This window comes from Macrococcus epidermidis, from assembly GCF_024205965.1.
GTDB lineage: Bacteria > Bacillota > Bacilli > Staphylococcales > Staphylococcaceae > Macrococcoides > Macrococcoides epidermidis.
Map to the genome: position 1 here is coordinate 2,061,743 of NZ_CP073819.1, position 25,236 is coordinate 2,086,978.

General features: G+C 35.0%; 28 protein-coding genes. 15 read left to right on the plus strand and 13 right to left on the minus strand.

The window, feature by feature from the left end; translation table 11 throughout:
* Positions 1-14 precede the first annotated feature (14 nt).
* Positions 15-914, plus strand: a complete 900-nt coding sequence (locus KFV12_RS10990) for a nuclease-related domain-containing protein (protein ID WP_254256753.1) — start codon at positions 15-17, stop codon at positions 912-914.
* Between the two features lie 340 nt (positions 915-1,254).
* On the opposite strand, the gene pglS is transcribed toward KFV12_RS10990, so the two are convergent.
* A complete protein-coding gene (gene pglS, locus KFV12_RS10995; RefSeq protein ID WP_254256754.1) occupies positions 1,255-2,286 on the minus strand; it encodes a 6-phosphogluconolactonase in 1,032 nt (343 codons plus the stop codon).
* Positions 2,287-2,492: 206 nt separating this feature from the next.
* Between pglS and KFV12_RS11000 the strand changes: the two genes are divergently transcribed.
* The 6 genes from KFV12_RS11000 to KFV12_RS11025 all read left to right on the plus strand — a co-directional run bounded on the left by KFV12_RS11000 (position 2,493) and on the right by KFV12_RS11025 (position 7,971).
* Complete coding sequence (locus tag KFV12_RS11000; protein WP_240838343.1) at positions 2,493-4,001, plus strand: aminotransferase class I/II-fold pyridoxal phosphate-dependent enzyme; 1,509 nt, start codon at positions 2,493-2,495, stop codon at positions 3,999-4,001.
* A 2-nt stretch (positions 4,002-4,003) separates the two neighbouring features.
* Positions 4,004-4,429 carry an adenosylmethionine decarboxylase gene (speD, locus tag KFV12_RS11005; RefSeq protein ID WP_086043246.1) on the plus strand — a complete coding sequence of 142 codons (426 nt, stop codon included), beginning with the start codon at positions 4,004-4,006 and terminating at the stop codon, positions 4,427-4,429.
* A 13-nt stretch (positions 4,430-4,442) separates the two neighbouring features.
* Positions 4,443-5,303 (plus strand): polyamine aminopropyltransferase, encoded by an 861-nt coding sequence (speE, locus tag KFV12_RS11010; protein WP_086043247.1) that lies wholly within the window; start codon positions 4,443-4,445, stop codon positions 5,301-5,303.
* Positions 5,287-6,138, plus strand: coding sequence for an agmatinase (gene speB / locus KFV12_RS11015; RefSeq protein WP_254256755.1), 852 nt, complete (start codon positions 5,287-5,289; stop codon positions 6,136-6,138). The genes speE and speB overlap by 17 nt, the downstream gene beginning before the upstream one ends.
* Positions 6,139-6,242: 104 nt before the next feature.
* Positions 6,243-7,484: an MFS transporter gene (locus tag KFV12_RS11020; RefSeq protein ID WP_254256756.1), complete on the plus strand. Its 1,242-nt coding sequence runs from the start codon at positions 6,243-6,245 to the stop codon at positions 7,482-7,484.
* 85 nt (positions 7,485-7,569) lie between these two features.
* On the plus strand, positions 7,570-7,971 hold the full coding sequence (locus tag KFV12_RS11025) for a YolD-like family protein (RefSeq protein WP_254256757.1): 402 nt from the start codon (positions 7,570-7,572) through the stop codon (positions 7,969-7,971).
* Between the two features lie 26 nt (positions 7,972-7,997).
* On the opposite strand, the gene KFV12_RS11030 is transcribed toward KFV12_RS11025, so the two are convergent.
* From KFV12_RS11030 to KFV12_RS11045, 4 genes are all read right to left on the minus strand, one after another.
* Entirely contained in the window at positions 7,998-8,609 is a 612-nt protein-coding gene (locus tag KFV12_RS11030; protein ID WP_254256758.1) for a response regulator transcription factor, read from the minus strand.
* 10 nt (positions 8,610-8,619) lie between these two features.
* A complete protein-coding gene (locus tag KFV12_RS11035; RefSeq protein ID WP_254256759.1) occupies positions 8,620-10,278 on the minus strand; it encodes a sensor histidine kinase in 1,659 nt (552 codons plus the stop codon).
* Positions 10,279-10,576: 298 nt separating this feature from the next.
* Positions 10,577-11,389, minus strand: coding sequence for a class 1 isoprenoid biosynthesis enzyme (locus tag KFV12_RS11040; RefSeq protein ID WP_254256760.1), 813 nt, complete (start codon positions 11,387-11,389; stop codon positions 10,577-10,579).
* A gap of 1 nt (position 11,390) precedes the next feature.
* Entirely contained in the window at positions 11,391-11,570 is a 180-nt protein-coding gene (locus KFV12_RS11045) for a hypothetical protein (RefSeq protein WP_096075873.1), read from the minus strand.
* A 311-nt stretch (positions 11,571-11,881) separates the two neighbouring features.
* Between KFV12_RS11045 and KFV12_RS11050 the strand changes: the two genes are divergently transcribed.
* Positions 11,882-13,186: an LPXTG cell wall anchor domain-containing protein gene (locus KFV12_RS11050; RefSeq protein ID WP_254256761.1), complete on the plus strand. Its 1,305-nt coding sequence runs from the start codon at positions 11,882-11,884 to the stop codon at positions 13,184-13,186.
* A 37-nt stretch (positions 13,187-13,223) separates the two neighbouring features.
* On the opposite strand, the gene KFV12_RS11055 is transcribed toward KFV12_RS11050, so the two are convergent.
* Both KFV12_RS11055 and KFV12_RS11060 read right to left on the minus strand, forming a co-directional pair.
* Positions 13,224-13,745, minus strand: coding sequence for a type 1 periplasmic-binding domain-containing protein (locus KFV12_RS11055; RefSeq protein ID WP_254256762.1), 522 nt, complete (start codon positions 13,743-13,745; stop codon positions 13,224-13,226).
* A gap of 59 nt (positions 13,746-13,804) precedes the next feature.
* Positions 13,805-13,975: a hypothetical protein gene (locus tag KFV12_RS11060; protein WP_099580953.1), complete on the minus strand. Its 171-nt coding sequence runs from the start codon at positions 13,973-13,975 to the stop codon at positions 13,805-13,807.
* Positions 13,976-14,106: 131 nt separating this feature from the next.
* On the opposite strand from KFV12_RS11060, the gene KFV12_RS11065 reads away from it, so the two are divergent.
* Complete coding sequence (locus tag KFV12_RS11065; protein ID WP_133424187.1) at positions 14,107-14,484, plus strand: hypothetical protein; 378 nt, start codon at positions 14,107-14,109, stop codon at positions 14,482-14,484.
* 248 nt (positions 14,485-14,732) lie between these two features.
* Positions 14,733-16,256, plus strand: coding sequence for a M4 family metallopeptidase (locus KFV12_RS11070; protein ID WP_111715761.1), 1,524 nt, complete (start codon positions 14,733-14,735; stop codon positions 16,254-16,256).
* Between the two features lie 489 nt (positions 16,257-16,745).
* Here the strand turns inward: KFV12_RS11070 and KFV12_RS11075 are convergent, their stop codons facing one another.
* From KFV12_RS11075 to KFV12_RS11085, 3 genes are read right to left on the minus strand one after another with little or no spacing between them, the layout of a single operon-like run.
* Complete coding sequence (locus KFV12_RS11075; protein WP_254256763.1) at positions 16,746-17,123, minus strand: hypothetical protein; 378 nt, start codon at positions 17,121-17,123, stop codon at positions 16,746-16,748.
* 10 nt (positions 17,124-17,133) lie between these two features.
* On the minus strand, positions 17,134-17,508 hold the full coding sequence (locus KFV12_RS11080; RefSeq protein ID WP_254256764.1) for a hypothetical protein: 375 nt from the start codon (positions 17,506-17,508) through the stop codon (positions 17,134-17,136).
* Between the two features lie 11 nt (positions 17,509-17,519).
* The gene (locus tag KFV12_RS11085) at positions 17,520-17,726 is read right to left on the minus strand and encodes a helix-turn-helix transcriptional regulator (protein WP_111715756.1); all 207 of its coding nucleotides are present in this window, start codon (positions 17,724-17,726) and stop codon (positions 17,520-17,522) included.
* 120 nt (positions 17,727-17,846) lie between these two features.
* Here KFV12_RS11085 and KFV12_RS11090 point away from each other — a divergent pair, with 120 nt between their 5' ends.
* Entirely contained in the window at positions 17,847-18,884 is a 1,038-nt protein-coding gene (locus KFV12_RS11090; protein ID WP_111715754.1) for a C45 family autoproteolytic acyltransferase/hydrolase, read from the plus strand.
* Between the two features lie 31 nt (positions 18,885-18,915).
* On the opposite strand, the gene KFV12_RS11095 is transcribed toward KFV12_RS11090, so the two are convergent.
* Positions 18,916-19,674: an NUDIX hydrolase gene (locus tag KFV12_RS11095; protein WP_111715752.1), complete on the minus strand. Its 759-nt coding sequence runs from the start codon at positions 19,672-19,674 to the stop codon at positions 18,916-18,918.
* Between the two features lie 188 nt (positions 19,675-19,862).
* Between KFV12_RS11095 and KFV12_RS11100 the strand changes: the two genes are divergently transcribed.
* From KFV12_RS11100 to KFV12_RS11115, 4 genes are all read left to right on the plus strand, one after another.
* The gene (locus KFV12_RS11100; RefSeq protein ID WP_254256765.1) at positions 19,863-20,903 is read left to right on the plus strand and encodes an oxidoreductase; all 1,041 of its coding nucleotides are present in this window, start codon (positions 19,863-19,865) and stop codon (positions 20,901-20,903) included.
* Positions 20,903-21,571: an HAD family hydrolase gene (locus KFV12_RS11105; protein ID WP_111715749.1), complete on the plus strand. Its 669-nt coding sequence runs from the start codon at positions 20,903-20,905 to the stop codon at positions 21,569-21,571. The genes KFV12_RS11100 and KFV12_RS11105 overlap by 1 nt, the downstream gene beginning before the upstream one ends.
* A 45-nt stretch (positions 21,572-21,616) precedes the next feature.
* Positions 21,617-22,063 (plus strand): Hsp20/alpha crystallin family protein, encoded by a 447-nt coding sequence (locus KFV12_RS11110; protein WP_170122497.1) that lies wholly within the window; start codon positions 21,617-21,619, stop codon positions 22,061-22,063.
* A 117-nt stretch (positions 22,064-22,180) separates the two neighbouring features.
* Positions 22,181-23,215, plus strand: a complete 1,035-nt coding sequence (locus KFV12_RS11115; protein ID WP_254256766.1) for a S66 family peptidase — start codon at positions 22,181-22,183, stop codon at positions 23,213-23,215.
* 111 nt (positions 23,216-23,326) lie between these two features.
* Here the strand turns inward: KFV12_RS11115 and KFV12_RS11120 are convergent, their stop codons facing one another.
* Both KFV12_RS11120 and KFV12_RS11125 read right to left on the minus strand, forming a co-directional pair.
* A complete protein-coding gene (locus KFV12_RS11120; protein ID WP_111715744.1) occupies positions 23,327-24,556 on the minus strand; it encodes an aminopeptidase in 1,230 nt (409 codons plus the stop codon).
* 90 nt (positions 24,557-24,646) lie between these two features.
* Positions 24,647-25,129 carry a hypothetical protein gene (locus tag KFV12_RS11125; RefSeq protein ID WP_254256767.1) on the minus strand — a complete coding sequence of 161 codons (483 nt, stop codon included), beginning with the start codon at positions 25,127-25,129 and terminating at the stop codon, positions 24,647-24,649.
* Positions 25,130-25,236 lie beyond the last annotated feature (107 nt).

The window sequence follows — 25,236 nt, forward strand, 5'->3', positions numbered from 1 at the left end:
AAAGGAGATTTTTAATGATTATTAAAGAAAGAAAATTTGATATGGAATTATCCTATTTACTGCAGCTAAGTATTCGGGCTAAACTTTCTTATGATGATAATGAAGAGATTGATACGCGGATAAAAGGAATAAACGGTGAACGAAGTTTTGATGCTATTGTGAAGCAAAATCTCAAATACGGACTAATACTAAACAATTTAAGATTTTTAGTTAATAAACAATACTTTCAAATTGATGCGCTCATTATTATGAACGGACAAATATTTATATTTGAAATCAAAAATATGTACTGTGATGTCTGCTATAAAGACAATCTATTCTATTTTCTAAATGGTACACCTATTGATAAATTAAACGAACAAAGAATTAGAACACCTAAATTATTTAAAATACTTCTTACACAAAACCACATTGGCCTGCCCTTCAACTACTACACTACATTTGTTAATCCCGTTTATAAAGTTTATGGTTACCAAGTTCATGACAATATATTAGAGTATCATGATATTTACAGAATAATTACAGAGAATAGTAAGATTACTATCGATAAATATGATGAACATATTGCTAAAAAATTAATAGATTTGCAATACACTGATGAAAAATTCAATTTTAGAAAGCGTATTAATATTGAAGATTTAGGCATGGGCGTTGTATGTCAATGTCATGTTGCAAAGTACGAAAAAGTTTCGAATCGAAAATTTAAGTGTCCAGCATGCAAAAAAGAAGTTAACTGTAATGACTATTTACAAAAAGCAATCGAAGACATCCATTTAATTTATCCGATGGAGCGATTAAACGTGAATCTGGTCAAAAAATGGACAGAAAATCATATTAGTAGCGAAAAGATACGTACATATTTGAATACACATCATAAAATATTTAAGAATGGGCCATTAACATTTTATCGTTAATAACTTTAATTGATGCTGAAATTGGGGTTTTATCCATTTCGTCTTTGACTCCTCTCTCAAAATTGGAGATTCACTAATTTCAGCATCAGTTTCACCCTCGAAATTGGGGGTTCACCAATTTCAGCATCTACCCCGCTCTCGAAATTGGGGGTTCACCAATTTCAGCATCAACCCCGCTCTCGAAATTGGGGGTTCACCAATTTCAGCATCAACCCCGCCCTCGAAATTGGGGGTTCACCAATTTCAGCATCTACCCCGCTCTCGAAATTGGGGGTTCACCAATTTCGAATCCTAATCCATACAAAAAAATTCCTACCTCAATTCGAGGTAGGAATTATCTCTATAAAAATTGAACACATACGCCTTCTGGTGCACGTTTATCATTTTCTAACATTGTTAATCTTCCTGTTTCCTTATCTCTTTCAAATAGCGTCAATACACCATCAGCTTCATGTGCACAAACAAGAAAAGTATCGCTTGGATCGATATTAAAGTCACGTGGCCAGTCTCCACCCGTTCCTACAATTTCAACTAATTCAATCTTTTCTCCATCACCTAATACTTTGAATACAGCAATAGATTGATGTCCACGGTTGGAAGCATATAAATATTTACCGTCATGGCTTAATCGAATTGCTGCTCCTTGTGAGTTTTCTGTAAAGTCATTAGGAATAGAAGATAATTTATCCAGCATTTCAAATTTACCTTCTGCATATTTCAAAACAACAACTTCATTGCTTAACTCTGTAAACAAGTATGCATATTTGCCATTATCATTAAATATTAAATGTCTTGGTCCCATTCCCGGCTCAACTTTTAAAGTCTCAACACGTTTAAATCCATGATCTCCAAAAGTAAATGTAATCACTTCATCAGTTCCTAAATCAACAGCAACTGCATATTTTCCATCTGGTGTTTCCTGGATATAATGCGTATGTGCGTGATCCTGACGCTCTTTATTTGGTCCCGTTCCTTCTTGCTGTGCAATATCAATTAATTCTAATACTTCACCAGTTGTTTCATCTAATTTATATAACCTCACAACACCTGGTCCGTAAACCGCTTCTAATAAATATCTTCCATCTTCAGAAATCCATATATGACACGCTGAATCTGTAGATGATAAATTGTCATTAATTACTGTTAATGTCCCATCTTCATTAATTTGATAGCTTTGTATACCTGCATTGCTGTCTGCTTTTTTAATACCATACAATTTATCGCCATGTTGTTGAATATATGTTGAGCCATTCACTTCGTATCCTGTTTCTACCGTCTTAATCGTCTTTTCTTCTGTATCCAATGTAAAGCTATAAATCCCTTTACCGTCTTGCTTTGTATATGATCCAATAAATCCTTTTACTTCACTCATTGTAGCGCCTCCTCTTAATTTCATTTTAACAAAATCACATTCAGATTGCGAAAAGTTGAAAATAATTTAGCAAAAATAAAAATTTTTGTTGCTTATAGTTTAGTAATACATTACAATTTGTTTGGTATTAATAAATGACAGTTTTACATTACTAATAGTTAAGTAAGACTAATATTTAAATCTTTACCAATTTTAAGGAGTGGCCAATGACACAAACATATTACTCCAAGGCTTTTCATAGTATCGATAAAGCAAAGCATGCATTGACTCCTTTATTTACGGCCTTAAAAGAGTACGAAGAACAACACGTTACAAGTTTTGATGTGCCAGGACATAAACGCGGCCTGGACCCTGACTATAAATTGAACTATTATGGCATGCGCACTTTACGTCATGACGTAAATTCGATGCCAACATTAGATAACTTTGATCATCCAACAAGTGTCATTCAGAAATCACAAGCTTTGATGGCTGATTTGTTTCTAGCAGAGGAAGCACACTTTTTATTAAATGGTACGACGTCTGGTATACAGGCAATGATTCTGTCTACACTCAAGCCAAAAGATAAACTATTGCTTCCAAGAAATGTTCACAAATCTGTTTTAAATGCGATGGCACTCGCTGATGTTACACCCGTTTATATGGTACCTGAATTCGACACAGAATACGGGATTGCACATAATATCAGTGTAGAAACTGTACGCGAAACGATTGCAGCACATCCAGATGCGAAAGCATTGTTTATCATGAACCCCACATATTTCGGGGCAGTAAGTGATTTAAAGGAAATTGTTTCAATCGCGCACAATGCCGGCATTCCTGTTCTTGTGGACGAAGCACATGGTGCACATTATCGCTTTTCAGATGAACTTCCACTTTCCAGTATGGAAGCTGGTGCCGATATGGCAGCAACGAGCCTACACAAAACAGGTGGCTCTTTTACTCAAACGAGCGTTCTTTTGTTTAACAGCAGACTCATTGATAAGCATAAAGTAAAGAGTATTATCAATATGCTGACATCAACCTCTGCTTCATTCCTGCTGATGTCATCACTTGATATTGCACGTCATCATTTAGCACTGCACGGCGAAGAGAAAATCAACAATGTATTATCACTCGTTCAGTCATTTCGACAAAGCATCAACAAAATTCCTGGATTCTACATGTTAGAACCAGAAAAGTTTAACAGGAAATATCACCAGCAGCTAGACGAAACTAAACTGACAATCTATATTGATCATCGTCTTGATTTATCTGGTTTTGAAGTGTATCACTTGTTGCGTAGTGACTACGATATACAGATGGAACTTGCAGAACCTAATATCGTCATGGGAATTGTGTCGTTTATGGATAATGAAAGTGAATTGAATCAACTCTTTGATGCACTCTCAGATATTAGCGCTAAACATTTTAACCCAGACAAACCTTTCGTTCCACCGATTCTGAAGCAGATGTCGATTCCGATGCAGAAGATGGGCTTAAGAGATGTCTTTTACTCTGAGACGAAAGTCGTGCAGATTGAAGATGCTTTAAACGAAGTATGTGCAGAAAGTTTAATGATCTACCCACCGGGTATTCCGATACTGATGGCAGGTGAAATGATCACCCAGGAAGTCATCGACTACTGGAAATTTATTAACGACCAGCCAATTATTAAGATTGGCGCAGAAAACAAAAATGAAGTATTTATAATTGATAATAAGGGAGATATTTAATAATGAAATTAACTACACTTGGAAGACACGTTTTAATCGAATACTATAACTGTGACAAAGATATTTTAAAGGACCATGATAAAGTTGAAGAAATCATGAATGAAGCTGCCCGCGTAAGTGGTGCAACAATCGTGGAAAGTTGTTTCCATACATTCAATCCATACGGTGTAAGTGGTGCTGTTATCATCTCAGAATCACATTTAACAATCCATACATGGCCTGAATATGGCTACGCTTCAGTTGACGTATTTACTTGTGGGGACACTGTAGACCCATGGCGTGCAGAAGATTACTTACAAAAAGCTTTAAAAGCTGAACTTTCTGATTCATATGAAATCGGTCGTGGTATGGCTGACAAAATCCACAAATATTCTAAAGGTGAAATCGTCGTAGAATCATTCAAGCCTGTTGAAGTAGAAGTTAAATAAGGAGGAATTGTACATGTTAGATTTATGGTATACAGAAAATCACACGGATAACGTGAAATTCTCTATTAAAACAACAGAACATATCTTAACTGAAAAAACACCATTCCAGCAAATTGATTTCTTCAAATCTGAAGAATTCGGTACTTTCTTCACTTTAGATGGTTTAATGATGGTTAACGAAAAAGATGAATTCGTGTATCACGATATGATTACACACGTTGCAATGGCAACAAATCCTAACATTAAGAAAGTACTCGTTATCGGTGGCGGCGATGGCGGTACTGTACGTGAGTTAACACGTTACGCATCTATCGAACAAATTGATATGGTAGAAATTGATGAGCGCGTTGTACGTTTATCTCAGGAGTACCTTCCAATTACTGCAGGGAAACTAGAAGATCCACGTGTCACTTTATTATTCGAAGACGGTTTAGCATACGTGAAGAACAAAGAAGATGGTTACTATGACCTTATCTTAGTCGACTCTACGGATCCTATCGGTCCTGGTGAAGGTTTGTTCTCACATGACTTCTATAACAACTGTTTCCGAGTGTTAACAGATGACGGTATTTTAATTAACCAGCATGAATCACCTTATTATCCAAGCTACGCACATGAAATGAAGCGTGCACATTCTAAAATTAAAGGATTATTCCCGATTACACGTGTGTACCAGTTCCATATGCCAACTTACCCATCTGGTCACTGGTTATTCGGATTTGCATCTAAAAAGTTCGACCCATTAAAAGATGCTGACTTAGATGCCTGGAACGCGCTTGGCTTAAAAACTAAATACTATAACACTGATATTCATACTGGTGCATTCGCTCTTCCAACATTCGTTAAGGAGATGCTCGATGATGCAACCGAATAAACATGTGTATATGAGTTGCGAAGCTTCATTTGAAGAAGCAACAACAGTAATATATGGTGCACCATTTGACGGTACGGTTTCAAACCGTCCTGGTACCCGCTTTGCAGCTGATGCAATCCGTTCTGAATCATATGGTCTTGAAACATATAGTCCATACTTAAACAAAGATCTAGAAGATGTCCATATTATGGATTCAGGAGACGTCGATATTACAATCGGTAACAAAGTGAAAGTATTAGAAGAACTTGAAGATACGGCACGCACGATTTTAAATGCAGGTAAACTGCCATTTATGATTGGCGGCGAACATTTAGTAACGCTTGGCCCTATGCGTGCTGTTCTTGAAAAGTATCCGGATGCGATTCTTGTGCAACTTGATGCTCATACGGACTTACGTGATGACTATATGGGAGAGCCATTATCCCATGCGACAGTCGTACGTCGTATACATGACCTTGTCGGTGATCATAGAATTTATCAGTACGGTATTCGTTCAGGTACGAAAGAAGAGTTCGACTGGAGCGAAACACATACCGTACTTGAGAAATTCTCAATCGATACATTAAAGGATTTACCAGGCATTATCGGTAATGCGCCAGTATATGTTACAATCGATCTGGATTGTTTAGACCCATCAATCTTCCCTGGTACAGGAACACCTGAACCTGGTGGATTAACGTACAAAGAACTTGAACCTGCATTTAAAGTATTCGAACAACTGAACGTTGTTGCAGCTGATATCGTAGAATTGTCACCACCATACGACCACAGTGGCGTCTCTAATGCTGTTGCAGCGAAAGTTGCACGTGAACTATTGCTTTCAATTACGAAATAAGTTAGAACTTTTGTTCTAGCTTATTTTTTATGTATATTTTCAGATTATTATGAAATATAATAAGAGAAATATATAAGAATAAAAACAACTAGAGGTATCCCGTAATGAAATTTAAAGACTTTCCATCTAATGTTAAACTGCGAATTATTTGTGGTTTCTTTGATCACGCTGCGTCAATGAGTGTTATGCCTTTCATGGTTTTATATATTGCTGATGAACTCGGTAAAGTCACTTCGGGTATCCTCATGTCACTGAATGTTATTTTCGGATTGCTTTGTAATCTTGTCGGCGGCTACTTTGCAGACCGCTTCAGTCGGAAAGGACAGCTTATCTGGGGACAAACTATATTTGCGATTCTTTTTACAGTGATGGCGATTTTCATTCACCCGGATATTAATCTTGCATGGTTTGTGGCCATTATCTTTATGTGTCTCGCTATTCCAAGTGCCATGATCTTCCCGGCACTTGAAGCATTGATTATTGACTCAACCGATGAAGTTAGCAGAAAATCAGTTTATGTGACGACATACTGGTCGAATAACCTCGCTACTGCTGTAGGAACAGCAATTGGTGGACTATTTTATAAAGAACATCGTTTCCTACTCTTTATCATTATCATTGCAATCATGTTAATTAATACGTTTATCTTCTACAAGTTTCTAAAAGATCCAACGACCGAGAAAGAGAAAGTCATCGTTGATATGCACTGGATGCGCGATCTATTCGGTAAATATAAAGTTGCTTTGAAGGATACGCGCTTCGTGCTCTTCACTGCTGCTGCCGTATTTATCTTTTCTGCTGAATTTGCTTTAACCAATTATATCGGAGTACGTTTACATGAAGTGTTTCAACCTATTGATTTGTTCGGCGTACACATTGATGGTGTACGCATGATGAGTTTAATGCTCATTGAAAATACAGTACTTGTTGTAACGATTACGTTTCTGATCAATAAACTCGTCGAACCATTTAATCAGCGTACAATGCTTGTCATTGGTGGACTAATGTACACATTCGGATATGCATTAACACATACAATTACAGTGTGGTGGATGCTCATGCTATGTATATTATTTGCAACTATCGGAGAATTGATTCAAAGTCCGATTTATTCTGTATATATGGCGAAACTGATGCCAGATGATGCACGCGCAAGCTATATCGCATTTAGTTCGCTTGGTTATAGTGGTGCAGGACTTGTAGCAAGTTCCGGTTTAATCGTGGGTGTTGTGTTAAACAGTGTGATGATGAGTGTCTATGTCGCACTGCTTGGTATTGTAGGTGTGACGCTGATTGTCACTGCACTTAATCTCCCTGGTAAACATCAATTTAAAACGAACAAATAAGCAGTGGAAAATTCCACTGCTTATTTTTATTGTAAAATAGAACATATGTTCGTATAATAAAAGAAAAGAAGAAGGATGTGAGACAATGATCCACCCTATCTATGGCGAAACTGATTACAGAAAAGTTGAACCGGAGCAACTGAACCGCAACATTCCTAAAGGGCGCGGTATGATTAAATGGGCGCCATTTGCTACGATGCCACAACAATTTGCCGATGTACGACGACAAATAGAAAATCAAAATAAAGTTGAACGGCCAGAGCTTTCTGAAGACCATGTGCAGGAAATCAATGAAACATTGCACATTGCACTTGCTAAACATCAGGATGTGACAATCGAATACTATATGGATGGTTATATTCAGTCTGTCGATATGACGATAGAGAAAATAGATCAATGGGCAGCCATTATTATCGGTTCTGTGACAAGTAATCATCAGACTTTCTTTATTTCATTTATGGATATCATCAATATTTACACCCATTAGAAAAAACGCAGGACAATGTCCTGCGTCTATATTTTCGTTTCACTTTCTTCAATAATCCCTAGCTTTATCCCTTTAATTACAGCACCTAACCTTGATTCCACACCAAGCTTTCTAATCAGCTTCGTAATGTGATATTCAACCGTACGCTTACTGATAAATAAAGCTTCACTGATTTCCTGATTTTTCATATCTTTAGCAATCATTCGCAAAATTTCTTTCTCTTGATCACTCAGCAAAGGTTTCGCTAAAACCATATCATGCTTTAAATTTTGATTAAAATAATAAACTGCACGGATACCATCTACAAGTTTATCCGTAGATTCATCCTTTAAAATGAATCCAACCGCACCATTTTCATAAGCTTTAATCTTATACTCTTCTAAGTTGTACCCACTGAGCATAATAAACTTTACGTTCGGATATTTTTTAGAATACGTCTTTACGATGTTTAAGCCATTCACATCTTTTATTTTAATATCACACAGCACAATATTAGGCTGTAGCGTTTTAATATAATGCGTAAGCAGATTCGGATCTGTAAATACTTTTAACACTGACAAATCGTCTTCCGCCTCAATAATTTTGGCAACCCCGTGACCGAATAATTCATGGTCATCAAGTATAATAATTTTTATCATGAAACCACCTCTATTCTAACGGCAATGTAACACTTACAATAAGACCTTGTCTGTATGCATTTTCGTCAAACACCGAAAATTCTACAGCACCATCAAACAAGTTGACCTGGTTTATCAAGTACTTTAATCCATTGTTAGATCCTCTTACTAAAATATCTGATACGTTATGATACGGGATACCTTTAACATCATCCGAAACTTTAAATGATAAAGATGAGATTGATTCAACCACTTCAACTTTAATATGTTTAGCATCGGCATGTTTTATCGCATTGTTGATCAATTCTTTAATCATACGATAACTGCTGATTTTTATGAGTTTATCAATTATAACGTTGCTTTCCTGATAATCCAGCTGGATATCAATGATTGATTCATACAGATGACGACGAATTAAACTATTTAAACTCTCATTTAATCCAAAGTCGTCTAAATCTGCAGGAAACAGATCCTCACATGCTTCACGAATCGCATAGATTGATTCATCCAGAATCTCTTCAATATGCGCACGACTTCCATCTTTGTCTAAAGTCTTCGTCTCATTCAATGCGAGAATAATATTCTGTAAAATATCATCATGTAAGAAAATCGATAAACGTTCGCGTTCTTCTTCAAGTGCAGCATGTGATAAATAAATACGATTCTTATAATCTTCATCCATTAACTTCGTAGAATAGTTTTTCATAAAGAACTCAAACTGCTCTAATAAATGAACAAATTCGTGATATTTAAACTTTTCAACCTCGGAAGAATGAATAGCGATAAATGCATTATTCATTGCAGTACGATGAACATAAACGGTAATATCCTGCAGTTGATTAATCGCAATCGTTGAACGCTCATAAATCATATGCGTCTTAGAGATGATATCATCATAATTAAATGTTCCAGCTGGGAACTTATACTGTTCAGATTGGTCCTGCGTTTCAATAAATAAATAATAATTAGATAACTGAATATTGTTCTGAATTAAAGTATCATAAATATTCTCGTTGATATTGTTTGTAATATTTGCAGCACGATATTTTACAGCATAACGGTTACGGAAGTAATATAATGCAACACATCCAACCAACAATAAGCTATGGATGATAATTGCAGTGATGAGCATTGGATGCTCAAGGAAAAATACATAGAATACAATCATTGAACATAGCATTAAGACATTCCATATCTGAAACAATCCAAAGACAATAGATAAAAATGATTCTGAAACGATTATCTTGAATTTACAGAATGAATAAAGTAAATACAATGGGAAAATAATGAGTGTCGGTAATAAATAGTAGTAAGGAATACTGCTATTAAAAAAATGCAAAAATAAATTAAGTGTAAACATCGGTAAAATACTAAGTAATAGCGAAGCAAGAATAAAATACAATTCACGACGAATCATACCGTGCGAGTTACGAATGATTGAGAAAATCACATAAAATACACTCAACAATAAAATGATGCACACTGTGATGAGCATAATAAACGAAAATAACACAAAGTCACTTCTCTGAAGCGTAACATTCAGTATCATTGCAATAATGAAAAGGATAAAAATTAAATAATTATTGAGTTTTAAAAATGTATTTAATTTATTTGACCTTGAGAATACTGGATAGATACTAAATAACTTCGATAACATAGCTAATACAGAAAACAGTAAAAATATTTCCATGGTTGTTCCCAATCCTTTAAACAAAGGATCATAAAATGAAAAAGATATAGTGTTAGCTAGTAATATGCAAAGTATAAAAAAATGTTTTAGTACATATGAATCAAATTTATTAAATATTTGAAGTACGACAATACTTATGAAAAAGTTAAAACAAGCTGAACAACTTATTAAAATTGTCATATCATCAGTATTCTGCACAGTTAATATAGAATATTTGATAGCATAGAAAAACTTTAAATGAAATATATATGATATAACAATTAAAGATATATAGATTGTTAATGACATACGTTTTAATCTAAAAATTGAATTCATCTTTTAATTTCCTTATTCCTTCAGTTTTATCGGGAAAAGCATCTGAAAGTATACTGTATGCTTTTTCAATGTAATAATTATACAACAATCTGCAGTAGTCTAGTGAACCCGATTGTAAAATATTTTCTCGTGAATAATACTGAAGGTTTTTATCCCCGGAAAAAAAGATATATTTAATCAATGGTAGATACATTTTTCTCTGATTAAAATCATTCTTGTGTTCAGATAAGATACTATCAATATCATTCTTAATTTGGGCAGCTATTCCCACATTTTGCATAAAATATTGTAACGGTTCATTGTCTTTATCAATGATTAAGCCAATCAAACGCATTAAGTTTCCTGACTTTTGCGTAACTAAATTGATATATTCATCTTCAGAAATATTTGGATTTTCATTAAAATCAAAAGTTACATCAAAAAATTCAGCATACCCTGCATCAACAATAAGTGCCATTACCTCATCTTGAATTTCCTGATTAAACAAACGAATAGCTTGAAGCATAGTAATATGAGACAAAAGAATTTGTTGCTCTCTAGATATCCACTCTAACAAGTAATCTCCATCAACAACATCATCGACTAAATCAAAAGCCCAAAAAACAAGCTGAATAGCAACCGAATTTCTTTGCATATCAGCTTGTGTTCCCTTATTAAATAATTTGTTGATTGTTTCGTAATAACTTCCCCAGCTATCTCGCTGGATTTTATTAGTTACATAAACTAATAGTTGCTCTTCGGAATCTTTAGAAAGATTTAACTTCTTTATTAATTCCGAAATGTATTGATCAATCACTTTAGAAATCGCCAGTCCAATATTTAGAAGATTGGAACTTAAGAGGTTTTTGGGCAGCAGAGTCAATTACTGTTACTACGTCTTCGCTAAATCCTAAATTTTTGTTTTGGTTTAACAATTCTTCTAGAGATAAGTTCATTTCTTTCATCTTTAAAACAACTTGTTCTAACTCTTCTCTCATAATAATTTCCTCCATTCACTAAATGATATATTGCAAATATAATATTACACGAAATATTCAAAAAATTCGATAGAATTTTAAAAAAAATATAAAATAATTACAATATTATTTCATTGTAACCAATTTACGTTTTTCACTTTATAACCATTTAATGGGCATTAACAAAGAAAAATCAACGTTTATATGACAATATATTAAACAATATAAATTACGTTTTAACTTACTAAATCAATTGTGAATTATTGGATACTCTATAGCACTTGCAATTGAATTATGTCATAATATATTCAACAAGCAAAAAGGAGTTCCATATGAAAAAAATACTTTTATCATTTGCTATTATGGCTTCCCTCACAACAGTTTCAACAGCACATGCTGAAGCAACCCCGACAGTACTTTATTTTCATGATGAAGACGATGAACCTATTAAAGACTTTCCTTTCAGCATCAATATAAACGAAGAAGAACAATCTCTTACTGCTTTAGATGATGGTTATTCAGTGATTGCTGAAGATATCAAAGTGATTGAAATAGCCGGACAAGAATATGAAATTAATCCTGGTGAACTGAATAATATCGAAGTTGTTAATCCCGAGGAAGTTATACCTTCTTCAGAAGAGATACCGGTGACTGAAACGCCTCTTCCAGAAGATAATCTAACGATTAAAGTTCATGCAGTAGATCGTTCATTTTCAAATTTAGAAGATGGTACCACTGTATATTTAAAATATGATGGAGAGCTTGTTGATCAAGCTGACGTATCAAACGGAAGCGTAACTTTTAATACAACTGAGCCAAACAAGATCTATGAAGTAAGTTACAACAAAACTACGGAAACAGATAATGTAAAGATTGAACCTGGTGAAGAGAAATTTTTAATCTTTGAAGCACAAACAAAGCCGATTAAACGAGATCATTCTGTTGAAACGACAACTAAAAATTCACAACTAAAAGATGCGATCCGCAAATCTCCTGATGATATACCACCGTTACTTGCAAGAAGTAAGAAGGAAGATAGCTCTAATGAGGTAACACATAGAGCGTCATCACGTACACGTAATTCAACTAATAATAGTAACGTAAAATCACAGCTTCCAGTAAAACAACCGACAGTAAATCCTATGAAACGTAATAATGAGGCTTCTGTCACGTCTGGTACAACAAGTAACGAAAATGGTTCATATAGCACGGAAAGTAATAATAATGTTTCATCAAATAATTATTCCAGCACGACAACTAATCAAGAAAACACGCGCCCATCATTTACATCAGATCATACATCACAACAAAACACATCAAGTGATGACTATGCATCTGATAGCAGCTATGCTTCGGACAGCAATTATAAAGACTATCGTAATAGCAGCAGTACTAACGATTCTAGTAATCAATCTGATAGCGCTTCTGATAATCGTTCTGAAAAAAGTTCATATAATAATACTTCCACCAACAATGCAGCAACGAACCATAAACCAACAAATAATGAAGATCAATATTTACCACATACTGGTGAGGCAATGAGCTTATTATTACCGTTAGCTGGTCTTATGACCGTTACAGCAGGTGTTGCATTATTGTACTTCACACGTAAAAAGCGTGATGATGATACTATTTAAATTAAAACGCACATGTTTATGGCATGTGCGTTTTAATTTATGTAATTTGAATTCGTCCATCACGAACTGAAAAATAAGTACCGAGTTTTGAAGTGCCTTGCATACCTTCAAAGATAAAGACACCCCCACTATTAATCATCTGCTGAGATTCTAAAGAAGAAAATACAAATGTTCTATCTGCTTTTACATCTGTGAAACGATGCAATCTTCTCATAAATTGTTCAAAACCTTTAGTTTCTCCGATTGCTACGAAACCATCTGGTATGTGTCTAGCGATACGTTTAACATATTTATTAAATGAAGATGAGTGTGGGTTCCAGCTTACAATTGCAAGCACAGTTCCGCCTGTACCATCTAAACCTCCAAATTGTTCCCACAATAATTTAAACTGATATGCTTTTATCAAATCAAGATTATTCCTACTACACCCTATTACGATATCATGAATAACTGGTCTTTGTTTTCTCATCAATTGAATCAGCTGTGACATTTCCTGCTCTGAATGAATATCTTCTAAACCATGTAATTCTTCTTGTGAAATAGATTGTAATGGACTCAATTGAACACCCCAGATAAATTTATTTTATGCAAAATAAAAAGACTCTAAATTACAGAGTCTTAAACATTTTCTGATTCAATTTTAGCAACGATTTCTTTCGTACGACGTTCGATATCTTCAAAATCTTTCTTAAAGCTGATAACAAATAAAGCTGCACCAGCAGTAACAATAACAGATAATACTAAAAATGTAATAAAGATTGCTTTGAATAGAGATTTAACAAATTCCATCGGTGTTTCACTCCTCTACTGATTCTTTAAGTTTATTTTACCACATGAATAAAATGGAATGAAATAATTAACATTATCTATTCAAGATTATGATATAGTGTAAATAAGAAAAAGAAGATAGGATGAGACAAATGCCACACGTACATTTATTAGCTGCATGGCAGAACAACAATATTGAAAAAATCAAAGAAATCGTCGATAAAAATGTTCAAACGAATATCATCTATGATGACGGTGTTGAATATGAAAAAGGATATGATGAATTCATCGCAGGTATACAGTGTTATCTCGATGAAACCGAAAGATCAAATTTGGAATGGCAATTTGATGTAATGCATAAAACTGAGCGTGGTGCAGCTAATGTAGTTATTATTAAAATATCTCGTGGTGATGAACATTATAATGTTTCAGACAAAGCAGCATTATGTATATTTACATTTGATACAGTTGGAGAAAAAGAGCGTAAATTGATCCGAGCATATGTTGAAAAAGGTGTAGCTAATAATTAGCTGCATCTTTTTTTATTTTTAAAATTAACATCTAATAAATTGTTTATTTTGTTAAATCTCTTAAAAATAAAGGATTTTGTTCAATATAAAATTTAAATATTGCTATGAAATAACCATATGATGAGTATAATATTTTCATGTTAACTTTTTTGAGTAAAAATAATTGCGGTGTATACGAGTGTATTAAAATTGATAATCCTTATAATAAAACTTGTAATTAAATTTTAGACAAATAAGGAGTGTTATCAATGAATAAAAAGTACATTTTACCTGCTATCGTATTATCATCGACTTTACTAGCAAGTTTAACTCAAGGCGAAACAGCTTTTGCTAAAACAGAAACAAGCAAATCACTTCACCACCTTCAGAAAGTACAATCTAAAATCGATGCAAAAAACTTCTTAAAATCTTTACCAGGTGACAAAGCTGCAAAGAAATTTTATAAACAATATGAAATTACAAAAGTAGAAAAAGACGACAAAGGATTCACACACTATACATTAAAGCCTCATAATAACGGTAAAAAAGCTCTAAATAAAGAAATTAAAATTCATGTTAACGATAAAAATCAAGTCGTTCATGTAAATGGTGAACTTGACCAAAAAGATGTGGACCCAACAAACACACAAAAATTATCTCAAGATCAAGCGGTTGATTTAGCATTCAAAGCTGTCGGTGCTGATAAAGATAAAGTGAAAAATCTTGATAACCGTAAAGTCGTTAAAAAAGCTGAAGTGGCAATCAATGCAGATAAAAATAAATATGTATACAATGTTCAATTAATCTACGTTTCTCCTGAAGCAGCAAACTGGCACGTACAAATTGATGCTGAAACAGGCGAAGTTATCAAAAAACAAAATATGTTATTCGATGCTGCAACAACAGGTTATGGATACGGTGTTGATAACAGATTTAAAAATTTAAATATCTTCCAGGAAGGTAGTTACTTCTATCTAGCTGATACTACACATACTGGAAATATTGAAACTTATGATGCATATAATACACAAACAAATTTTGACATTGTAAGAGATACAGATAAATACTTCACTTCTTCTCGTCAAAAAGCAGCAGTTGATGCACATTATTATGGCGATGTAGTATACGATTACTTTAAAAATACTCACAATCGTGACTCTTATGATGATAATGGGGCTCCAATCTATTCTGTAGTACACTATGGTTCAAATTACAACAATGCTTTCTGGAATGGCGAAGCTATGGTTTATGGTGATGGAGATGGTGTTACTTTCACTTCATTATCAGGTGCTAACGATATTATCGCACATGAATTAACACATGCTGTAACTGAGCACACAGCAGGACTTGTTTATGAAAATGAACCAGGTGCAATCAACGAATCAATGTCTGACGTATTTGGTTATTTTGTAGACCCAGACTTCTTAATGGGTGAAGATGTTTATACACCAGGTAGAGCTGGAGATGCATTACGTAGCTTCTCTCAACCAGAACTTTATGATCAACCATCACACATGGATGACTTCCAATACTTACCTAACACTAAGAGCGGTGACTGGGGTGGCGTACACATCAACTCAGGAATCCCTAACAAAGCATTCTACAACACTGTAACAAAAATGGATAAATCAAAAGCAGAACAAATTTATTATCGTGCATTATCTTACTACTTAACATCAACATCTAACTTTAAAGATACTAAAGAAGCATTAATCCAATCAGCTTTAGACTTATACGGTCAAACAGAAGCAAATACTATTAAAGCAGCTTGGGATGCAGTTGGTGTTTACTAGTAGTTGATTTTAGAAATTATTATGGCCCGATTCTTACTTGGAATCGGGCCATTTCACTTGTTTTGGCACGGTTCCCTCTTGCAATCGGGCCATTTCACTTGTTTTGGCACGGTTCTCTCTTGCAATCGGGCCATTTCACTTGTTTTGGCACGGTTCCCTCTTGCAATCGGGCCATTTTGCTTGTTTTGGCACGGTTCTCTCTTGCAATCGGGCCATTTCACTTGTTTTGGCACGGTTCCCTCTTGCAATCGGGCCATTTCACTTGTTTTGGCACGGTTCCCTCTTGCAATCGGGCCATTTTGCTTGTTTTGGCACGGTTCCCTCTTGGAATCGGGCCATATTGCTTGTTTTGGCCCGATTCTCTCTTGGAATCGGGCCATTTCATTTGTTTGGCACGGTTCCCTCTTGCAATCGGGCCATTTTGCTTGTTTTGGCACAGTTCTCGATTAGAACCGCCTATCAATATTCATGCTCAACTTAAATTTTTAATCACATGATATATTTACTAAGAATTACTCTAGCTATTGATTGTATAAGGATACAAACCGCCATCGGTATGATAATATACATTTCTTTAGAAAGATGAAAAAAATTAAACGAAGCTCCAATGTATAATACAGCCCATATAATATATAAACACATTGTCATCCATCTAAAACTTTCAAGTAATACACGTTGATCCCTTTCATCATCCACTTCAGCACCAGGTTCTATTGCATTAATTAAATAACTTAATCCTACTGCCATAATCATAATTCCTCCATCCATAGTAAACCCTGAAGCGATATAAGCTATAAGAATCATCGAAGTAATTACCGTACCAAAAATAATCAACTCTCCTCTACTAAGTTTTCTTCTACTAAACATACACATCCTCCTAATATTTTCGCCATAGCATGAAATTACTCACTGAAAAAGATAAAAACATTATAGCCAAAATTATCACAATTGCACTTTCTGCTTTTAAAGTGATTAATCCAAACGTATATAGTGTAAAAAATAGCATCCCTGTAAATAGTGTCACCATATAAGATGTTTTAAATGCTCTATTGCTTAATGCGACAACGCGTTCATCTAACAATTTATCTCGATTTTGTATTCCAATTAAAATCATATGAATGCCAAGTACTAACTGCATCGCATATAGTTCCGGTTTCTCGAACACCACTAACATAAAAAATAATGATATCAGTAACAATCCACCGCCAAGAAAATATAACATCGGTCTATTGCCTTCTAAATGATTAAACATACGCATCCTCCTCACTCATAGTCACTTTCTTCTAATATAAAAATTGCTTCAACACTTACATTAAAAACTTCAGCTATCATCATTCCAAGTGGTAATGATGGATTATACTTCCCTTTTTCAATTGAAATAATTGTTTGTCTTGATACCTTCAGTTGTTTTGCTAACGTTTCCTGTGAGTATCCATGTAACTTTCTAAATTCAGCTAATTTATTCCTCATACACTCACCTCTTCAATATCATGATAACGTAAAGTTTCCTTTACGTAAAGGAAACTTTACATTATCCATTCTATTTATTCTTTGTTATACTTTCTCTATAGTGTTTACGGAGGTGTATCAATGCAACAAGTTAAAAGTGTAATCACAGAGTTTCGTGGGAGTCATTTCGATTTCGGGATAGAACAGGGAAAGTGGCTTCAAACAACATTAATGATGGAGAATCGCGAGCGTGAATGGCGTATTCGTCGCCCACGTTTCGATATAGATATTCAGGAAACAAAAGCTGCATTTAAACGTTTCGCCCCTGGTATCTGGGAGGAACTGCTCGGTTTACAAGCTGAACTCAAGATGGATATGACTCAAATCATACAGAACTTCGGTCATTACCGCGTATATGCTAAACCTAGCGGATGTAGTGTATTCACCACCGAAGATTTTTTAGTTAGAAACTATGATTATCATCCTGCTACTTATGATGGCCGTTTCACTTTCTTCCAACCCACGGATTCAGGTTATGCGACTATGGCACCCGTTTCTCGCATCACAGGTCGAATGGACGGGATGAATGAACACGGTCTTACGATGGGATATAATTTCATGCATCGCAAAGTACCCGGAGATGGTTTCGTATGTTATATGATTGGTCGTATGATCCTTGAATGTTGTCAGTCGGTTGATGATGCTGTGCAATTCTTAAAGGAAATTCCACACCGCTCTAGTTTCAGCTACATTCTGCTTGATAAAACAGGTATTACGCAAATCGTCGAAGCCACACCGCGCGACATCATTGTACGTGAACATCATTACTGCACAAATCACTTCGAAGTGTTAACACATGAGAATCGACGTGTACTAACAGATTCTGAGATGCGTATGCGTAATTTAAAAGCGCAGACAAATCGAACTACGGATGCCGCTAATGCATTTAAAATAATGAATGACCCTGAAGCTGGCATATTCAGCGAACTATATTCCAGCTGGAGCGGAACGATTCATACAAGTTGTTACTTTCCTAAAGATTTAAGCATCCAATTTGCGCTCGGTGGCAACAACACACCAACAACATTAAACTTCCAGGATTGGTTAGATGGTAAACCACTACCAGTACAATCGTTTACGGGAAAAATCAACAGCGATATTACTTTTGCCAGTGAATAAAATAAACCCTGAATCGACGTAGATTCAGGGTTTATTTAAATGATTCAATTATTTTATACGGATTATTCTCATACAGATCAAATTTTTGTGCTTTTTTCTCTAATGCATTAAGTATGCGGTCTTCCGAAACTTTACGTGTCACAAGCTTCGAAATATTCTCTGAATTGATAGCATAAAATCCTACATCAGTCGTCTCTTCATCGTTATTTTGCAGCGTGCCACCAATCACTTCACCTAGAAATGTAAAGTTGACTACCCCGCTCGTTTTATTATGCGAACTGTACAATAAACCTTTAATCGCAACATCTAATCCAGTTTCTTCTTTTACTTCTCGCACAGCGCCACTAATCATATCTTCGTCTTTATCTAAGCGACCGCCAGGTAATTCTAACGTATCACTACGATGTAAACTTCTAACCAGCAATACTTCATCTTCTTCATTTTGTACGAGAACATTTGTAGAAACGATATGTAAGTCCATCTTATAATCACCAGTCGGCGTTATGATCATATCTTTCTTTGAAATAATCCACTTATCATTTGCGAGCTTATCCGGTAACGAATTTTGATAATGTTTCGTCTTCTTTCGGAGTTCAAAGAAATCTCGATAATGCTTTTCGTCTAAATATCCCCAAACCTCTGTAATAATTGTCTTGTCCTCATTCACCCATCGACCGACCAATGTTACACCTAACTCTAAATAATTGTTTAGTACATGTTTATGGAAATAGCGGTTTGTAGATTCGTAGCCATCAGGAATAATTTTAATCTCTGTTTTCACTTCAAACATCTCATACACACCCTTTACCTTCACTTACTTTCATTATACGTTATTTAAAATGATATTTCATTTAACTAAAATGTAAATTTAATTAATATTTAATTAATGATACGATTCAGCAAAGTTATTCAAACAGATGTTTATCATTCTTAGGTTAGAAGTTTTATAATAAATAAAAAAACTAAAGGAGCATCATTATGAAAACTTTATTAAACACCCCTTATTCATTTAAAGGCCTGGAACTAAAAAACAAAATCGTTATGCCACCGATGTGTCAATATTCTGTAGAAAAAGAGGATGGAACACCTACTGAATGGCATTACGTACATTATGCATCACGTGCTGTTGGTCAAACAGGGCTTATTATTGTAGAAATGACAAATGTTGAACCAGAAGGTCGTATTACGAAAAACTGTCTCGGTTTATGGGATGATGCACAAATCCCAGCTTATAAACATATCGTAGAAGGTATTCATAATAATGGCGCAAAAGCTGCTATTCAAATTGCTCATGCCGGCCGAAAAGCACGCGATGTTGAAACACCGGTTTCATCATCTACAACGCCAGTTGAAGAACCTACAGATTTCGGTCCAATACGCCATCCTCGTGAACTTTCAAACGAAGAAGTTAAAGCGATGGTCGTTAAATATAAAGAAAGTGTACGTCGCGCAGTTGAAGCTGGGTTTGATGCAATTGAACTTCACGGAGCACACGGTTATTTAATTCATCAATTCCATTCCCCAGGTATCAATAAACGTGACGATGAATACGGCAAGGACCTTTCATTGTTTGGCGTTGAAGTAATTAAAGCTGCAAAATCAGTAATGCCGAAAGATATGCCTTTAATCTTTAGAATTTCTGCACGAGAATATATGGTTGGTGGCTATGATATAGAACATGCTTTAGCCATATCAGAAAAATATTTAAATGCTGGTGTCGACATGTTTCATATTTCTACAGGAGGTGAAGCACCTGCTGGCATTGATAAACCAGGTAACTATCCTGGCTATCAAGTACCATTTGCAAAACGCTTCAAAGAAAAGTTTGATGTACCCGTAATTGCTGTAGGTATTTTAGACGCACCCGAAACAGCTGAAATGACACTTCGTAACGATGATGCAGATTTAATTGCAGTCGGTCGCGGAATGCTTAACGATCCATACTGGGCAATCCATGCTGTGAAAGCATTACGCGATGATATTGATGTGCCTATGCAATATGAACGAGGCATCCATTAATGTATCAACATATACTTTTTGATTTAGATGGCACGTTAACTGACCCTTATATGGGCATTACGAATAGCATTATCTATTCTCTGCAAAAATTAAATATTGAAGCCCCGGATAATGCAGCCCTTATTCCGTTTATCGGTCCACCACTGCATGAAAGTTATGAAACTTTCTATCAATTATCAGGCGACATTAATGCCGAAGCAATCAAACTGTACAGAGAATACTTCAGCGATAAAGGAATGTTCGAAAATGAAGTATATCCAGGCATTCCATTACTATTACAAGCATTAAAATCGATGGATAAAAAGTTGTATATCGCAACAAGTAAACCAACGTATTTTGCTGTACCGATTTTAGAACATTTTAATCTTGCACATTACTTCGAGTCTATTACCGGTAGTGAGTTAGATGGCACACGGACTAATAAAGCAGAAGTCATCCAGCATGTCATTGATACACACGGACTCAATAGAGATGAATGCATCATGATCGGTGATCGCAAACATGATATCATCGGTGGACAAAAAAATAATATCGATACAATCGGTGTACTCTATGGTTACGGAGATGCAGATGAGATTAGACAGGCACAACCAACCTATACTATTGCAACCGTCGATTATTTATTAGATGCTATTACAAATGACACTCAATATTTTGACTATATTTGACCTTAATGTTATGATAAATATATCAAATCAATAGGAGTGATGAACATGGATAATAAATATAGTATCTTTTCTCGCGGACAAAATGTATTTGATGTTGCAAACGACATGTTAACGAAATCAGTCAGTCAATTTGCAGATAATGCTTATAATCATAGTTTTAAGTTAGATATTAAAGAAACAAATAATGATTATACTGTTCATGTAGATCTACCAGGTATTAAACAGGAAGATATTCAATTAGACTATCAAAATGACGCATTAAGTATTACAGCGAAACGCCTTGAAGAATCGGTTGTTGAGAACAATGAACACAACTACATTAAACGTGAACGTTCATTCGGTTCAATGCATCGTTCTTTATACTTACCAGATGTTCAGGTGGAAGCAATTAAAGCTACCTATAAAAAAGATGGTACGCTGGATATCGTATTACCAAAGCTACATGTTACGGAAGCACCGAAACAATCTATTAAAATAGACAGTGAAATATAAATTTATAAAATGAGTAGCAGGAAAGTAATCTTTTCCGACTACTCATTTTTTATATTCCGTTTTATATTCTAAATTTTCTGATATAATTGAGATAATTTTATCGAAAGTGGTGATATTATGCTTCAACTTAAGAAACCAAAACGCCTTAATAAAGGAGACACGATTGCGCTTGTTTCATCATCTTCAGGTTTAGCAGGCGAGCCAACGATGAAACATCGTACAACGCTTGGCATTAAACGTATTGAAGAGATGGGCTACAAAGTAAAAGTTATGCCTAACGCGTTAAAAGGTCTCGCATTTAACTATGATCATCCGAAAGCACGTGCTGAAGAGTTAATGGCAGCATTTATTGATCCGGAAGTTAAGGCGATTATCTCTACGCTTGGTGGCGATGATAGCGTACGTTTGCTACCTTATCTGGATATTGAGATTATTAGTCAACATCCTAAAATCTTTATGGGTTACTCCGATTCAACGTTTACACATTTTATTTGTTTAAAAGCTGGATTTTCAAGTTTTTATGGTTTGTCACTACTTACGGATTTTGCAGAGAATAATGCTTTTCCAGAATATTCACGAAATCATTTTAATAAGACGCTAACCCAGAATGAAATCATCGGTGACATTCCGACATCAGAATTTGTATACAAACACGGATTACGCTGGGATAAAGAAAATGAATTAATAGACCGTGAACAAATTGATAATACTGGATATGACGTAGTAAATGGAAAAGGACAGGCAAGCGGACCGTTAATTGGCGGTTGTCTGGAGTTAATGATCTCTTTACGTGGCACTGATGTCTATCCGGATGAAACAGATTTTGATGGTGCGATATTATTTTTAGAAACCTCTGAAGTATTGATGCCACAATGGTTGATGGAAGATTTTATGCGTAGTTTAGGTGCGTTAGGTACTTTAGACCGTATTAACGGTATTATATTTGGACGTCCTCAAAACGGTCATTTATATGATGAATATAAAGAAGTCGTTCAGAAGATCATGAAAGAATGGGGACATGAGGATAAACCGGTGTTGTTTAATGCATCATTTGGACATAACGAACCAAAATGTATTGTACCGTATGGACGAAATGCGGTAATTGATGCCGATAATAAAATATTTACTATTACTGAGAGTGCAGTAGAATAAAAATGAGTGGGCGGAAAACAATGTTATTCGCCCACTCATTTATTATATTGAAATTAAAATGTGCTTGAGTGGGCGAATTACAGCTTAATTCGACCACTCACCCACTAAAAATTAAATCACCCAGTTACCATCTCTAAATACCGGTTCAACTGTCCCATCTTCTTTAATACCATCAATTGATAGATCACTGCCACCCATCATAAAGTCAACATGAATCATTGATTGATTTAACCCCTTATCCATCAATTCTTCTTTGGATAAAGATTTACCATCTTTAATCGCATTAGGGAACGAACGACCTAATGCAACGTGACAAGATGCATTCTCATCATATAACGTATTGTAATAAAGGATGCCAGAGTTAGAAATCGGAGAATCGTCTGGTACTAATGCAATTTCACCTAAACGACGTGCACCTTCATCATTGTTTAGCATATTCTTCAGAACGTCATAACCGACTCCTGCTTCAAAGTCAGTAACCACACCGTCTTTAAACGTTAATTTAAAGTCATCTATAATTGCGCCTTGATAAGCAAGCGGGCGTGTATTACCAATAACACCATTAACGCGACGATAGTCTGGTGAAGTAAATACTTCTTCAGTTGGCATATTAACCTGAATCTCTACGCCGTCAGAATTTATCGCACTCGCTCCTAACCACACATGTCCTTTCGTCAAACCAATTTCAACGTCTGTTGTAGATGATTTATAATGTAATTTATCATATGCTTTTTCATTCAACTGCTGTGCTTTTTTATTTAAGGTTTCATTATGTAATTTCCATGCAGCTACAGGATCATCCTGATCGACACGCACTGCTTTTATCATCGCTTCAAGTAACTTTAACTTTGCATCTTCTCCTTTGAATTCAGGGAATACAAGTTCACCCCATTTATCATTTGGAAATCCTACAATACACCATGAGAAGTCATAACGACCAACTGCTCTTGAGAAATCTTTATTCGCTTCACCTAATGCTTTTGCCTGTGCAGCAATCTTTTTTGGGTCTGCATCTTTCAATAACTCAGGCGTTTGTGAATAGACACGTAAATGTGCTACTTTATTCTGTACAAAATCATTCGTTTCATCAATTCTATATTGCGGAATATGTTCAAACACTTCAATTGGCGCATATTCAAATTTCAATTGAGATGATGGACCATCAGTTAGTTTCTGAATAACTTCTCTTGCACCTTTTTCGTAAGCCGCTTTTGTCACCTCACGCACAAAATCAATAGCATCAATATCAGCGGTTACTACAACCGTTTGATCTGGTTGTACATTTAAACCTACGCTTACGACAGTCTCGGCATATTTTTTTACAATTTCTTTATAGTTCAAATAATTTCCTCCTCAATCTCATTGTTGATACTATTATATCGGAAACCGAAGTAAATGAAAACAAAAAAGATGAGGCATCAATATCGCCTCTTACTCTGCAAATATTTCTATTCTTTTTACCAAATCATTTCTTAATACAAATTTCATGCCGATATGATGTTCTTTATCCTTATAATGAAATTGTGTCTGCTGTTTCGGTAATAACGACTTTTTATAAGTATCTCCGTATGCATCGATAACATCTTGTTTCGTGCTATCGATAGTAATATCACGACTCGTTTTAACAGCAGGGTTCTTAAATAAAGAAACTGCTGTGATATGATTGTTTTTGTTATCTTTTCTTATGATTAATCCTCTATGTTTAATAGATCGATAAAATGTTCTACCTTCTAACTGAATACGCGAGTCTTTCACGAAATCTTTATGTTTTTCTTCATAATTTTCACCGATTTTAATATCTCCTAAGCGTTCTTCACTTAAATCATTGTCAGGTGTAGTACAATAGTTATATAACCATAATGCGATAATCACACTTAGTATGAGCACGATAATCATTGTTACGAATTTTTTCATACTTCACACACTTTCCTATTTTATCTCTACCAATATACCATAAAATTACAAATGATGAAAATAAAAAAAGATGGGTAGTTAAACTACCCATAGAGAAGACTTACATG